Here is a 12,844-nt window from a genome sequence, read left to right as displayed (position 1 = left end):
CGACCGCCGAACGCCAGGTGAAGTTAGCTGCCTTTGCGGGCCATGTCGAAGTTGCCTTTTGGCGGTCCAAGTGGCTTCCTGCACAGGCCTTTTCGCCGACCGCCGTTCCGGCGACTACCGCGCGGCGTCCGGCGTCGCAGCCTTCCGGAAGACCGGTACGGACGTACCGGGGGTCAGCTCCCGGAAGGTGACGTCCAGCGCCATGCCGATCCGCAGGTCGTCCTCCGGGCAGTCGACGATCTCCGTCATCATGCGCGGCCCCTCGGCCAGGTCGACGACCGCGGCCGTGTACGGGACGCGGGAGCCGAAGGGGGGCAGGTCGTTGCGGTGGACGACGGACCAGGTGTAGAGGGTGGCCCGGCCGCTCGCCCGTTCCCAGGTGACGTCCTCGCTCCAGCAGTGCGGGCAGAACTCGCGCGGATAGTGGTGCGGCTTCGCGCAGGCGCCGCAGCGCCGGATCAGCAGGTGGCCCTCGCGGGCGGCGTCCCAGTAGGGCTCGGTGAAGGCGTCGGGTTCGGGGAGGTCGAACCGTGCGGCCGGGCGCGCGGGCGGGGTCGCGGCAGGCGTGGCGGGCGGGGTCGCGGACGGGGTCGCGGGCTTGGTCATGAGAAGAGTCCGATCGCGTGGTCGAGGGACCAGGTCTGCCAGGCCATCGCGCCGAGGGCGGCCAGGGAGATCAGCGCCATCATCGCGTTCTGCCCCTGTTCGGCCCAGTCGTGGATCATCAGCACCAGGTAGAGGAGGTTCAGGAGGAGGCCCGCGACGAGCGCCACGGGGGTCAGGAGGCCGACCACCAGGCCGAGTCCCAGGGCGAGTTCGGCGTAGACGACGACGTATGCCATCACCTTGGGGCGGGGCGCGACCACCTTCTCGAAGCCGCGCTTCACCACCGGCCACTTGTGCTTGCCCGCGACGTCCGCCGCCCAGGCGATGCCCGTACCCCGTTCGAACCAGGCCGACTTGTCCTTGTGGCGCCAGCTCTCCAGCCACCACAGACCGAGTCCGATACGGAGTACGGCGAGCCATTCGGCGCCGCTGAGCCAGATCGAATGCATCGGGGCTTCCTCACTCGCCTTCCGAACGTACCCATCAGCTTTCTGACGGTACGTCAGTTCAGCCGATGGAAGGTGTCGCGCGCAAGGGGCGTGCAGGCGTGATCGATTCGCAACCGGTTGTGACCTTGACCGTGACCTATCAACGGAATGGGCGGTTACGCTCCGATTCATGGACGACACGAACGACGCCCGGCCCGTCTACGTCATCGGCGCCGGACCGGGTGGCCTGGCCGTTGCCGCCGCGCTGCGCGACCAGGGAGTACGGGCCGTCGTACTGGAGAAGTCCGACGCCGTCGGGGCCTCCTGGCGCCGCCACTACAACCGGCTGCACCTGCACACCACCCGGCGGCACTCGTCCCTGCCGGGGCTGCGGATGCCGCGCTCCTTCGGGCGCTGGGTGGCGCGCGAGGACGTCGTGCGGTACCTGGAGACGTACGCGCGGCACCAGGAGCTGGAGATCGTCACGGGGGTCGAGGTCTCCCGCATCACCCCCGCCGAGGGCTCCGGCTGGCTGCTGCACGCCACCGGCGGGCGGCAGTTGAACGGGCGCGCGGTGGTCGTGGCCACCGGCTACAACCACACCCCGGCGCTGCCGGACCGGGCGGGCGCGGACACGTACAGCGGGGAGCTGCTGCACGCGGGCGAGTACCGCGAGGCGGGTCCGTACGCGGGCCGGGACGTGCTCGTCGTCGGCGCGGGGAACACCGGTGCGGAGATCGCCGTCGACCTGGTGGAGGGCGGCGCGGCCCGGGTACGGCTGGCGATCCGTACGGTTCCGCACATCCTCCGGCGCTCGACGGCCGGGTGGCCCGCGCAGTACACCGGCATCCTGGTCCGCAGACTGCCGACCCGGCTGGTGGACCGGGCCGCCGGGCTGATGAGCCGGATCGCGGTGCCCGACCTCTCCGCGCAGGGGCTGCCGCGCCCCGACACCGGTCTGTACTCGCGGGTGCGCCAGGGGGCGATCCCCGTGCAGGACGTCGGGCTGATCGCCGCGGTGCGCACCGGACGGGTCGAACCGGTCGCGGCCGTGGACTCCTTCGACGGCGGCACGGTGGTCCTGGCCGACGGCGCCCGGATCCAACCGGACGCGGTGATAGCGGCGACCGGCTACCGGCGCGGACTGGAGCCGCTGGTGGGGCACTTGGGCGTACTGGACGGACGGGGGCGGCCGGTCACGCACGGGCGCCGCACGCCGAAGCAGGCGCCGGGGCTCTACTTCACCGGGTTCACCAACCCGATCAGCGGGATGCTCCGCGAGCTGGCCATCGACGCGCGGAAGATCGCTTCGGCCATAGCCCGGCGGTGAGCACGGCGCTACCGGCCCGGCCCGACGGGCGCCGCCCCGTCACCCGCCCCGTCACTCGCCCTGCCAGCCGCCCTGTCAGCCCAGGCGGCGCAGGAAGGATTCGACCAGCCGGTCGGTGAAGTCCTTGCCGACCGGCTCGTCCGTGACCAGGACGCGGTAGTAGAGCGGGCCCACGATCTGGTCGGTCTCGGCGGCCACGTCGAGGTCCGCGGGCAGCTCCCCGCGCAGTACGGCGCGCTCCAGCGGCGCACGGTCGCGGCGGCGCTGCTCGTCGAGGTACCTGGCCCGGAAGACCTCGGCGAACGCCGGGTCGTGCTGGCTCTGTGCCATCAGCGCCTTGAAGACAGCCCCGGGATCGGTCCCGCCGAGGAAGTGGCCCAGCCGGCCCAGGTGATCGCTCAGGTCGCGCGCGACATCGCCGTGGTCGAGCGAAGGCGGCTCCTCCGCCACATCCTGCAGGAAGGCGTCCATCAGGACGTCGGTCTTGGTGCGCCACCAGCGGTAGATGGTCTGCTTGGCGACCCCGGCCCGCGCCGCGATGCCCTCCATCGTGACGCCCGCGAAGCCCTTCTCGGCGAGCAGGTCGTCGGCCGCCTCCAGCACCGCGAACCGGGCGATCTCGCTGCGCCCGTGCCGATTGCCGTGGTGGCGTCGGCCCGACGTACCGACGGCCCCACCCCGGGCGGATCCTGCCGCAACTCCCATGGCGCCTCCCTTTACCCCAGGATAGTCAGCCGCCCTAGACCTCACGCAACGGTGCGTCTACTCTAGCGGCTACACCTTCGCTCACACGTTCACAGCCTGAATCTCATGAGGAGACAACCGAGGATGTGTGCCGCCTGCGGCATTTCCACCCACCTGGCGGAGCCGGAAGAGGGCCCGCCCACCGGGGCGTTGACCGACAAGACCCTGAACTCCGCCCCGCCCGCGGGCCCGCCCCAGCGGTTCGCCGCGCTGCGTAACCGCGACTGCCGTCCGTACCTGTTCGGCGCGGCGCTCTCGATGATGGCCGACAACATCGAACACGTCATCACCTACTGGGTGCTGTGGCAGACGTTCCACTCCCCGGCGCTGACCGGGTTCCAGGTCATCAGCCACTGGGTGCCGTTCCTGCTGCTCTCGATGTGGTTCGGCTCGCTGGCCGACCGCTACGACTGCCGCCGCATCATCCAGGCGGCGCAGGGCCTGTTCATGGCGGTCTCCGTCACCTGGGGCATCCTGTTCCTCACCGACTCCCTCCACATGTGGGAGGCGTGCGTCCTGCTCGTCCTGCACGGCCTGGCCGGTTCGCTGTGGAGTCCGGGCGAGCAGTTGATGCTGCACGACTTCGTCGGCCCCACCGAACTGCCCAGCGCGGTACGGCTGAACGCCACCTTCCGCAGCCTGGGCGTCCTGTTCGGCCCGGTCGTCGGATCCGCGCTGCTGCTGGGGCTCGGCCCCACCGCCGGCATCTTCGCCAACGTCGCGTTCTACCTGCCGCTGACGCTCTTCCTCTTCCGTACCAAATTCACCGGCCACACCCGCGACCGGCACAGCCGGCCACGGGTGGGACCACTGGAATCGCTGCGTGTCATACGGCAGATCGCGGCCAACCGCACCCTGGTCAGCATGATCATCCTGGGCGGTCTGGGCTCCTTCTTCGTCGGCGCCTCGCTCCAGTCCTCGATGCCGATCTTCGCCCACGACCTCGGCGCCGGAAGTGCCGGACTCGCCTACGGGGTCCTGCTGTTCGCCAACGGTGCGGGCGGAGTCGTCGGCGGCATCGTCCTGGAGGCGACCGGGTGGATCAAACCCCATGTGCCCGCCGCCGTCATCAGTACCGCCGTGTACGGCGTGACCAGCCTCTTCTTCGCCCTCACCACCAGCTACCCGGTGGCCCTGATGCTGCTGCTGGTCGGCGGCGTCGCCAACCTGGCCTCGATGTCGATCGGCCAGACCGTCGTGCAGCTGGTCGCCCCCGCCGCCGACCGCGGCCGGGTCCTCGGCGTCTACGGCATGTCCGCCAACGGACTGCGCGCGGGCAGCGGCTTCACCGTCGGCCTGCTGGGCGCCGCCATCGGCGTCCACGCGTCGCTGGGCTTCAGCGCCGCCGCCCTGTGCGTCGGCACCGCAGCGGCGGGAGTGCACGCCCTGCGCGGCCACCGCCGGGCCGCCTCGGCCGGCTGACCGGGACGGGCCGGGGCGCCTCGCCCGGCCGAGCGGGACGGGCCACGCCGCCCCCTCCGCCACAGTCTTTGCTTGCAGCACTGTTCCTGACGGGCCGTCAGTTCAGTAACCTGACTAAGTGTCAGGTTCTTCGGCCATCGAGCAGGAGCGGGCGGAAACGATGCTTGGATCGACTCACGGCACCCTCACCACCGACTTCCGTGCGCGCGTGGTGGCCTGCGGGGAGCAGCCCCCCGTCGCCGTCCACGGCACGGCAGCAGCGGAAGGCGACCTGGACGTCAGCGGGCGCCCGCTGTACGCGTCCGTGCCCGACCTGGACCGGTTCTTCCGGCCCGAGTCGGTGGCCGTCATCGGCGCGTCCGACGCCGAAGGGCGGCCCAACACCGGGATCACCCGCCAGCTGATGGCCTGGTCGGAACGGGTGGGCGCCCGGCTGTTCCCCGTACATCCGACGCGCGAGTCGGTCTTCGGCATCCCCTGCTCGCCCACCGTGGCCGCGCTGCCCGAACAGGTCGACCTGGCCGTCCTGCTGGTCGCCGACCCACTGCCGGTCATCCAGCAACTGGCCGAGGCCAAGGTGAAGTTCGCGGTGGCCTTCGCCTCCGGGTTCGCCGAGACCGGCGAGGAGGGCGCGAGCGCCCAGACCCGGCTGACGGCGGCCGTGGAGCGCTCGGGCCTGCGGCTGCTGGGCCCGAACACCAATCTCAACGCCTTCGAGAAGTTCCGCGACGACCTGGAGGGCCCGGCGGTCGCGCTGATCACCCAGTCCGGCCACCAGGGCCGCCCGGTCTTCGCCATGCAGGAGCTGGGCATACGCCTCTCGCACTGGGCGCCCACCGGCAACGAGGCCGACCTGGAGACCTCCGACTTCATCTCGTACTTCGCCGAGCGCCCCGAGGTCGGGGCCATCGCGTGCTACGTCGAGGGCCTGAAGGACGGCCGTTCCTTCCTGCTCGCCGCGGACCGGGCGGCGCGCGCGGGGGTGCCGGTGGTCGCGGTCAAGGTGGGGCGTACGGAGCTTGGCGCCAGGTCGGCCGCTTCCCACACCGGCAAGCTCACCGGCGCGGACCAGGTGGTCGACGCGGCCATGCGGCAGTTCGGGGTGGTCCGGGTGAACGGGCTGGACGAACTCCAGGACACCTCCGCCCTGTTGGCCCGTGCCAGGAAGCCGCAGGCCGAAGGCGTGGTGGTCTACTCGATCTCCGGCGGCACGGGTGCGCACTTCGCCGACCTGGCGACGGCGGCGGGCATCGCGCTGCCGACGCTGTCCGCCGACAAACAGGACGAGCTGCACACCTGGATACCGGAGTACCTGAACGTCGCGAACCCCGTCGACAACGGCGGCCACCCGGTGGGCGACTGGCGCGGCCGGAAGATCATCGACGCGATTCTCGCCGACCCGGAGGTGGGGGTCCTGATCTGTCCGATCACCGGCCCGTTCCCGCCGATGAGCGACAAACTGGCCCAGGACCTGGTGGACGCGGCCGAGGCCACGGACAAGCTGGTGTGTGTGGTGTGGGGGTCGCCGGTCGGCACCGAGGAGGCGTACCGCACGACGCTGCTCGGCTCGTCCCGGGTGGCCACCTTCCGTACCTTCGGCAACTGCGTCACCGCGGTGAAGGCGTACCTGGACCACCACCGCTTCACCGCCCACTACACCTCCCCCTTCGACGAGGCGCCCCGCACCCCGTCCCCCTCCTTCCGCAAGGCGCAGGCCCTGATGCGCCCGAACCAGCAGCTCAGCGAGCACGCGGCGAAGCAACTGCTGCGGGCGTACGGGATCCGCGTCCCGCGCGAACAGCTGGTGACGAGCGCCGCCGCCGCGGTACGGGCGGCCGGTCTCGTCGGCTACCCGGTCGTCATGAAGGCGTCGGGGGCGCAGCTGGCCCACAAGACCGAACTCGGCCTGGTGAAGGTCGGGTTGACCTCGGCCAGCCAGGTGCGGGACGCGTACCGCGAGCTGACCGACATCGCCCGGTACGAAGGGATCGAACTGGATGGCATCCTGGTCTGCCAGATGGTGGAACGCGGGGTGGAGATGGTCGTGGGCGTCACCACGGACGCCCTGTTCGGCCCGACGGTGACGGTCGGCCTGGGCGGCGTCCTGGTCGAACTGCTCGGCGACACGGCGGTGCGGGTGCCCCCGTTCGGCGAGGACCAGGCACGGGCGATGCTCGGCGAACTGCGCGGCCACCCGCTGCTGGAGGGCGGGGTACGGGGGGCGCCGCCGGCGGACGTGGACGCGCTGGTGGAGGTGGTGCTCCGGGTGCAGCGGATGGCGCTGGAGCTGGGGGACCAGCTGGCGGAACTGGATGTGAATCCGCTGATGGTGCTGGGACGCGGGCAGGGGGCGGTGGCGCTGGACGCGCTCGCGGTGTGCCGGTGACGGTTCCGGTGACGGTTCCGGTTCCGGTGACGCGAGCGGGGGCGCCGGGGCGTGGGGACCCGGCGCCCCATCGGCGGCCGGATTGCGGGCCGTCAGGCGGTGGGCGGTCAGGCGGTGGGCGGTCAGGCGGTGGGGGCGCCCGGTACCCGGCGCTCACCGCCGTTGCGCTCCTGCCACGTCCGGTACACATCAGTGGCCGCCTCGCGCGGCTCGTGGCGCATCGGCAGGCGGCGCTGGGTGTAGTCCTTGGCGAACTCACCGTAGAAGGTGTCCAGTTCGAAGTACTTGCGGTCGTCCACGTAGTGCGGTTCGTAGGCGTCGCGGGTGGTCAGGAACACCACCTCGTCCGGGGAGCAGTAGTACAGCGCGCCCAGGCACATCGGGCACGGGTGGGCGAGTACGTAGATGACCGTGCCGGTCAGGTGCTCGGTGCCGAGCTTCGTGCACGCCTCGCGGATGGCGAGCACCTCGGCGTGCGCGGTGGGGTCGGAGGTCTGGGCGACCTTGTTGCCGCTCTCGGCCAGGATCTCGCCGTCCTTGACGATGACGGTCGCGAAGGGGCGCCCGCCCTCCTCGACGTTGCGGCGGGCGAGGTCGATCGTGCGCTGTGCGAAGTCCATCGGGTCTCCTTCAGGGGGCGTGAGGGGCGGGGCCGGGGCCGGGCGCCGGTGACCACCGCGATGCGGCAGTCACCGGCTCGGCAGTCACCGATGCGGCCTTCAGAAGGGCTTCGTCGGGAGGTACTTGCCGTCCAGGGTGATGACCGCGCGCTCCCCGCCCTCGGGGTCGGCGACCTTCTGCACGTCCAGCCGGAAGTTGATCGCGCTGATGATGCCGTCGCCGAACTGCTCGTGGACCAGCGCCTTCAGCGTGGTGCCGTAGACCTGGAGCATTTCGTAGAAGCGGTAGATGGTCGGGTCGGTCGGGATGCCGCCCTCGATGGAGCCGCGCATCGGGACGGTACGGAGCAGCAGCGCCGCATCGTCGTCCAGGCCCAGCAGCTCGGCGACGGCGCGCGCGGACTCCTCGGGCAGGGCGTGCTGGCCGAGCACGGCGGCGGTGACGAAGGCGACCGACAGACCGGCGGCGTCGGCGATCTGCTGCCAGGACAGGTCCTTGCGCACCTTCGCCTCGACGGCGGTCACGGCCAGGGCCTGGCGGGCGGTGGGGTCGAGCTGGGCGTGCAGCATGGGAGGGACTTCCTTCCGGAGGGGTGCCGTGCGCCGGGTTCGGGGCGCGGCGGGGGGTTCGGGGTGGGGGGTACGGGCGAACGGTCAGGCCGCGAGGGCAGCCGGGTGGCCCAGGGAATCGGTGAAGCCGGTGGAATCGGTGGAATCGGTGGCGCCCATGGCAGGTGGCGGCCCCGCGGGGTCGAGCACCTCGACGGTCCCGGCCGGGATGTCGTAGACCCAGCCGTGCAGGCTCAGCGTGCGCTCGGCGAGGGCGCGGGCCACCGAGGGGTGGGTCGCGAGGTTCACCAGCTGCGCCCGTACGTTCTCGCGCACCAGAGCAGCCGCGTCCATCGCGCCGTTCGCGGCGGTGGCACGCGCCCGGGAGGCATCGGCGTGCCGCAGCCAGTCGGCGACCGCCGGCAGCCCGGTGAGGTCGTGCTGCTCGGCGAGGGCGGTCATGGCGCCGCAGGCGGAGTGCCCGCACACCACGATCTCGGACACCCCCAGGACGGCGACGGCGTACTCGATACTGGCCGCGACGCCGTCCGGGCCGGGGGCGTGCGCCGGTACGAGGTTGCCCGCGGTCCGGATGACGAACAGCTCGCCCGGCTCGCTCTGGGTGATCAGCTCGGGCACCACCCGGGCGTCGGAGCAGCTGATGAACAGGGTCGTCGGGCGGTGGGTACCGGCGAGGTGCGTGAAGAGTTCCGCCTTGGCGGGGAAGACGTCGTGCTGGAATCGGGCGACGCCTTCGGCAAGGTCATGCATGGTCACTCCCTTCGGTGGCTGCCGGTCCTGCGGGGCCGACGGAATCCACCATGCATGAGCTGGCCCTATAGCGTCCAAGACGCACTACACATGTCAGCCATTGGTGACATCTATAGTTGCGGCCATGGCTCCGGAACTCCGTCATCTGCGCTATCTGCTCGCCGTCGCCGAGCACGGCAGCTTCACCCGCGCGGCGGAAGACCTGCGCGTCTCCCAGCCCACCCTGTCCCAGCAGGTCAGGCAGCTGGAGCGGACGGTGGGAGCCCAGCTCCTCGACCGCACGGGCCGCACCGTACGGCTCACCGACGCGGGCCGGGCGTACACGCACTACGCGCGCCGCGCCCTGCGGGATCTGGCTGCGGCCGAACGCGCCGTACTGGATGTCGCCGACCTCTCGCGGGGAACGCTGCGGCTGGCGGTCACCCCGACCTTCACCGCCTACCTGGTGGGTCCCCTGGTCGCCGAACTCCACACCCGGCACCCCGGCATCACGCTGGACGTGCGGGAGACGACCCAGGACCGCATCGAGTCCGGGCTGCTGGCCGACACGGTCGACCTCGGTATCGCCTTCGACGGCCCCCGTCCGGCCGGTATCGCCTCGACGGCACTGTTCACCGAGACCCTGAGCTTGGTCGTGGGCGACCACCGGCCGGGCGCCGCTGCCGAACCCGGCGCGCCCCGCTCCGTACAGGAGCTGACCGCACAACAACTCGCGCTGCTCAGCGCGGACTTCGCCACCCGTGGCCACATCGATGCCTACTTCGCGGCCCACCGGGTGCGACCGCACATCGCGGTGGAGGCCAACTCCATCCAGGCCCTGACCGAAATCGTCCGGCGCACCCCGCTGGCCACGGTCCTGCCCGACGCCATCACCCACGACCACCCCCATCTGACGCCCGTCCCCCTCGAACCGCCCCTCCCGGCCCGAACCGTCACGCTGCTGCGACGTGAGGGCGCCTACCGGAGCGCCGCCGCCCGCGCCTTCACCGACCTGACCCGTGAACTGGTCCGCGCACGCGGTTACGCCCCGCCCGCCCCGGCGCCGTGACCCGGCCGCCCGACTGCCGAAAGGCCCCGATGACTTCCGAGAGCACGACGCCCGAAGCCCCGACCTCGGCCCCCACCTCCGTCCCGGACACCGTCCTGCACACCGTCCGTGACTCCGTCTCCCTCATCACCCTCAACCGGCCCGAGGCGATGAACGCGGTCACCTGGTCGCAGCGCGAGCGCATCATCGGCCTGCTGGCGGAGGCCACCGCCGACCCGGACATCCGGGCGGTCGTCATCACCGCGACCGGCAGGGGATTCTGCGCGGGCGCCGACCTCCGGGGCGCGCCCGCCACCGGCGAGCGGGTCCCCGGCGATGTGGCCCGCACGATCCGGCTGGGCGCGCAGCGCCTCGTAGCCGCCGTACTCGACTGCGAGAAGCCGGTGATCGCCGCGGTCAACGGCACCGCGGCCGGGATCGGCGCCCACCTCGCGCTGGCCTGTGATCTCGTACTGGCCGCGGAATCCGCCAAGTTCATCGAGGTGTTCGTCCGCCGCGGGCTGGTCCCGGACGGCGGCGGCGCGTATCTGTTGCCCCGGCTGGTCGGCCCGCAGCGCGCCAAGGAGCTGATGTTCTTCGGCGACTCGCTCCCGGCGGCCGACGCGGAACGGATGGGCCTGGTCAACCGGGTGGTGCCCGACGAGGAGCTGCTGAAGACCGCCCACGCCTGGGCCGAGCGCCTCGCGCAGGGGCCCACCCGCGCCCTCGCCCTCACCAAGCAACTGGTGAACAGCTCACTGGAGTCGGACCGCGCCACCGCGTTCGCCGCCGAGGCCGCCGCCCAGGAGATCAACATGACGACGGCCGACGCGAACGAGGGAGTGGCGAGCTTCGTGGAGCGGAGGGCGCCGGAGTACCGGGGCCGGTAGAAGGCGGACCGGGCACCCTCTCGATGGAAGGCGGAGCGGGCGCCCGGCCGGTGGAAAGCGGGCCGGGCGCGCGTATGCCGCCCGGCCGCCGCCCCCATGCCGGTCGGTCCTACTCCGGGTTGCTGACCCGGATCTTCGACTGGCCGTGCTTGCGGGTCTCCCAGTCGTCCATGAACCGGCCGCGCAGCCCCCGCTTCTCGGCCAGCGCGATCAGTGTCCCGGTGCGGTAGTAGAAGTCCTCCCGCAGTACCTGGTGTTCGGTCCCCTCGGTCCGGTCGAAGGTGAAGTCGAAGAAGCCGCCGGGTGCCAGGATGCGGCCGACGTGGGAGAAGCACTCGTCGATGACGTCGAGCGGCGAGTGCGAGAAGACGCTGTGCGCATGCACCACGTCGAAGTGGGCGTCCGGGAGGAATTCCAGCTTCAGGTTCTGGGTGATGGTCAGGTGCGGCAGCTTCGCCTGGAGGTTGTACCTGGTCAGGGTCTCCTTGGCGGATATGAGGATGTCGGGCGAGATGTCGATGCCGTAGTAGTGGCCGCTGTCCAGGTAATCGATGAAGCGCCAGCCCGCACGGAGGTTGCCGCAGCCGATGTCGAGCATCCGGTGCGCGGGAGTGAGCCCGTGCTCGCCGAGGTAGTCGAACTGCATCTTGCCGAGCGCCAGCCACCGGTCGTGGGTCTGACTGCCGACGGCCGCCTCCGGGTTGCGGGCAGTGTCGGAGGCCATGACGGCGCGGTAGTAGTCGACGTGGTTCGGGTGCTTGATACGGAGCCAGCTGTCCCGCGCGGTCCGCTTCACGTACGGCGCGACCCGAGCGGGATTCATCACTGCATAACGGACCTTGTGGGACAAGCTGGTTCGGTTTTTGAGCATGGCTTTGGACGACACGGTGCGGACCTCCGAGGTGACGGCGGGTGTGGTGTGACGTGCGTACGGATGGACGGGTGGACGGATGGACGGGTGGACGGGTGGACGGGGAGGCAGAGACGGGGAAACGGAGACGGGCGGGCGGGGACGGGCTGAGTCGGGCCGGCCCCCGGGACCCGTCCTAGAAGCGCCGGCCGCGCAGCCTCACGACGATCAGCGCGATCAGCGCCACGGCCAGCACCAGGAAGACGGCCGACTCGATCGCCTGCAAGGACCAGAAGTCGCTGCTGGGATAGACCTTGTAGAAGCGGCCGACATAACCGTGTTCAGCCATGCACCGCTTGAGTTCGGCGCCCGAGAACTCGCAGTTGACGATCCCCTCGTGCTTGCCGGACGGGGTGAGGTATCCCCAGTCCCCGGCGGACCTGGCGCTGCCGATCAGCGCCTTGGGCTGCATACCGGGGCTGGTCCGGGTGAGCGGGGTGAGCCAGCCGAGGTGGAAGCGGCACGCGTCCAGTACGGCGCGGACGCCCAGGACGACGACCAGCGTCACCCCCATCGCAGGCAGCACCCGGCGCACCAGCAGCCCGGCCGCGGTTCCGGCGGCGAGGCCGAAGAGGGCGCCGGCCACGGCGGCCGGGCCGGTGGCGTCGAAGATGGCGCTGTCGTACCAGTAGGGGCCGTCGAGCATGTTGGAGATCGGCGCCCACCACCAGGCGACGAGCCCGGCGAACGCGGCCGAGCCCACCACCGTGCAGAGCGCGGCGAGACCGAAGCGGGAGACGAACCAGCGGACCGGTCCCACGCCCTGGGTGAGCGCCAGCCGGTAGGTGCCGCTCTCCAGCTCGCGGCCGATCAGGGGCGCACCCCAGAAGAGGCCGATGAGCACCGGCAGGGCCGCGCTGATCCAGCCGAGCATCCTGATGTGGTCGGCGTGGGTGTAGAGCAGTTCGAGAACGTACGGGCTGTCGACGCAGGGGCCGTTCCACCCCTTGCAGAGAGCGACGTGATGACTGTCGATGAACGACGTCATGTCCGCGCGCTGCAGCGCGACATAGAGCGCGCAGGCCGCGACGACGACCACGCCGACGGCTATCTGGATGCGCTGCTGGCGCCAGGCCAGCCAGAGGGTGCCCCTCACGCTTCGGCCTCCTCTGTGGTGGGTACGGACGGTGCGGCGCCCTGGCCCGGGAGCGGCGGCACCGG

General features: G+C 71.3%; 13 protein-coding genes. 5 read left to right on the top strand and 8 right to left on the bottom strand.

What is annotated here, in order from left to right:
• Positions 1-114 precede the first annotated feature (114 nt).
• Both NBY69_RS14315 and NBY69_RS14310 read right to left on the bottom strand, forming a co-directional pair.
• On the bottom strand, positions 115-606 hold the full coding sequence (locus NBY69_RS14315) for a Zn-ribbon domain-containing OB-fold protein (RefSeq protein WP_250301247.1): 492 nt from the start codon (positions 604-606) through the stop codon (positions 115-117).
• A complete protein-coding gene (locus NBY69_RS14310) occupies positions 603-1,055 on the bottom strand; it encodes a DoxX family membrane protein (protein ID WP_250301246.1) in 453 nt (150 codons plus the stop codon). The genes NBY69_RS14315 and NBY69_RS14310 overlap by 4 nt, the downstream gene beginning before the upstream one ends.
• A 169-nt stretch (positions 1,056-1,224) precedes the next feature.
• Here NBY69_RS14310 and NBY69_RS14305 point away from each other — a divergent pair, with 169 nt between their 5' ends.
• The gene (locus NBY69_RS14305; RefSeq protein WP_250301245.1) at positions 1,225-2,364 is read left to right on the top strand and encodes an NAD(P)/FAD-dependent oxidoreductase; all 1,140 of its coding nucleotides are present in this window, start codon (positions 1,225-1,227) and stop codon (positions 2,362-2,364) included.
• A gap of 75 nt (positions 2,365-2,439) precedes the next feature.
• Here the strand turns inward: NBY69_RS14305 and NBY69_RS14300 are convergent, their stop codons facing one another.
• Positions 2,440-3,069 carry a TetR/AcrR family transcriptional regulator gene (locus tag NBY69_RS14300; protein ID WP_250301244.1) on the bottom strand — a complete coding sequence of 210 codons (630 nt, stop codon included), beginning with the start codon at positions 3,067-3,069 and terminating at the stop codon, positions 2,440-2,442.
• A 105-nt stretch (positions 3,070-3,174) separates the two neighbouring features.
• On the opposite strand from NBY69_RS14300, the gene NBY69_RS14295 reads away from it, so the two are divergent.
• Together NBY69_RS14295 and NBY69_RS14290 are read left to right on the top strand one after the other, a co-directional pair.
• Positions 3,175-4,530: an MFS transporter gene (locus tag NBY69_RS14295; RefSeq protein ID WP_250301243.1), complete on the top strand. Its 1,356-nt coding sequence runs from the start codon at positions 3,175-3,177 to the stop codon at positions 4,528-4,530.
• Between the two features lie 160 nt (positions 4,531-4,690).
• On the top strand, positions 4,691-6,916 hold the full coding sequence (locus NBY69_RS14290) for an acetate--CoA ligase family protein (RefSeq protein WP_250301242.1): 2,226 nt from the start codon (positions 4,691-4,693) through the stop codon (positions 6,914-6,916).
• A 122-nt stretch (positions 6,917-7,038) separates the two neighbouring features.
• Here NBY69_RS14290 and NBY69_RS14285 read toward each other — a convergent pair whose 3' ends face one another.
• The 3 genes from NBY69_RS14285 to NBY69_RS14275 all read right to left on the bottom strand — a co-directional run bounded on the left by NBY69_RS14285 (position 7,039) and on the right by NBY69_RS14275 (position 8,856).
• Complete coding sequence (locus tag NBY69_RS14285) at positions 7,039-7,536, bottom strand: nucleoside deaminase (protein WP_250301241.1); 498 nt, start codon at positions 7,534-7,536, stop codon at positions 7,039-7,041.
• A gap of 99 nt (positions 7,537-7,635) precedes the next feature.
• Positions 7,636-8,106 carry a cyanase gene (cynS, locus tag NBY69_RS14280; protein ID WP_250301240.1) on the bottom strand — a complete coding sequence of 157 codons (471 nt, stop codon included), beginning with the start codon at positions 8,104-8,106 and terminating at the stop codon, positions 7,636-7,638.
• 84 nt (positions 8,107-8,190) lie between these two features.
• Complete coding sequence (locus NBY69_RS14275; protein WP_250301239.1) at positions 8,191-8,856, bottom strand: carbonic anhydrase; 666 nt, start codon at positions 8,854-8,856, stop codon at positions 8,191-8,193.
• Between the two features lie 124 nt (positions 8,857-8,980).
• Here NBY69_RS14275 and cynR point away from each other — a divergent pair, with 124 nt between their 5' ends.
• Positions 8,981-9,904 (top strand): transcriptional regulator CynR, encoded by a 924-nt coding sequence (gene cynR / locus NBY69_RS14270; protein ID WP_250301238.1) that lies wholly within the window; start codon positions 8,981-8,983, stop codon positions 9,902-9,904.
• A gap of 29 nt (positions 9,905-9,933) precedes the next feature.
• Complete coding sequence (locus NBY69_RS14265) at positions 9,934-10,773, top strand: enoyl-CoA hydratase/isomerase family protein (protein WP_284348080.1); 840 nt, start codon at positions 9,934-9,936, stop codon at positions 10,771-10,773.
• A 109-nt stretch (positions 10,774-10,882) separates the two neighbouring features.
• Here the strand turns inward: NBY69_RS14265 and NBY69_RS14260 are convergent, their stop codons facing one another.
• Positions 10,883-11,644 carry a class I SAM-dependent methyltransferase gene (locus NBY69_RS14260; RefSeq protein WP_250301237.1) on the bottom strand — a complete coding sequence of 254 codons (762 nt, stop codon included), beginning with the start codon at positions 11,642-11,644 and terminating at the stop codon, positions 10,883-10,885.
• Positions 11,645-11,819: 175 nt separating this feature from the next.
• Complete coding sequence (locus NBY69_RS14255; protein ID WP_250301236.1) at positions 11,820-12,779, bottom strand: transporter; 960 nt, start codon at positions 12,777-12,779, stop codon at positions 11,820-11,822.
• Between the last annotated feature and the right edge of the window lie 65 nt (positions 12,780-12,844).

Origin of the sequence: Streptomyces sp. A 4/2 (assembly GCF_940670765.1) — a bacterium.
GTDB lineage: Bacteria > Actinomycetota > Actinomycetes > Streptomycetales > Streptomycetaceae > Streptomyces.
The sequence above is the reverse complement of the archived record's forward strand: the minus strand, read 5'-3'. Positions and strand labels throughout refer to the sequence as shown.

Bases quoted from the DNA above. Each gene is read 5' to 3' on its own strand.
- NBY69_RS14265 (WP_284348080.1), top strand. From the start codon at position 9,934: ATGACTTCCGAGAGCACGACGCCCGAAGCCCCGACCTCGGCCCCCACC.
- cynS (WP_250301240.1), bottom strand. From the start codon at position 8,106: ATGCTGCACGCCCAGCTCGACCCCACCGCCCGCCAGGCCCTGGCCGTG.
- NBY69_RS14305 (WP_250301245.1), top strand. From the start codon at position 1,225: ATGGACGACACGAACGACGCCCGGCCCGTCTACGTCATCGGCGCCGGA.
- NBY69_RS14275 (WP_250301239.1), bottom strand. From the start codon at position 8,856: ATGCATGACCTTGCCGAAGGCGTCGCCCGATTCCAGCACGACGTCTTC.
- cynR (WP_250301238.1), top strand. From the start codon at position 8,981: ATGGCTCCGGAACTCCGTCATCTGCGCTATCTGCTCGCCGTCGCCGAG.
- NBY69_RS14315 (WP_250301247.1), bottom strand. From the start codon at position 606: ATGACCAAGCCCGCGACCCCGTCCGCGACCCCGCCCGCCACGCCTGCC.
- NBY69_RS14295 (WP_250301243.1), top strand. From the start codon at position 3,175: ATGAGGAGACAACCGAGGATGTGTGCCGCCTGCGGCATTTCCACCCAC.
- NBY69_RS14290 (WP_250301242.1), top strand. From the start codon at position 4,691: ATGCTTGGATCGACTCACGGCACCCTCACCACCGACTTCCGTGCGCGC.
- NBY69_RS14300 (WP_250301244.1), bottom strand. From the start codon at position 3,069: ATGGGAGTTGCGGCAGGATCCGCCCGGGGTGGGGCCGTCGGTACGTCG.
- NBY69_RS14260 (WP_250301237.1), bottom strand. From the start codon at position 11,644: ATGCTCAAAAACCGAACCAGCTTGTCCCACAAGGTCCGTTATGCAGTG.
- NBY69_RS14310 (WP_250301246.1), bottom strand. From the start codon at position 1,055: ATGCATTCGATCTGGCTCAGCGGCGCCGAATGGCTCGCCGTACTCCGT.
- NBY69_RS14285 (WP_250301241.1), bottom strand. From the start codon at position 7,536: ATGGACTTCGCACAGCGCACGATCGACCTCGCCCGCCGCAACGTCGAG.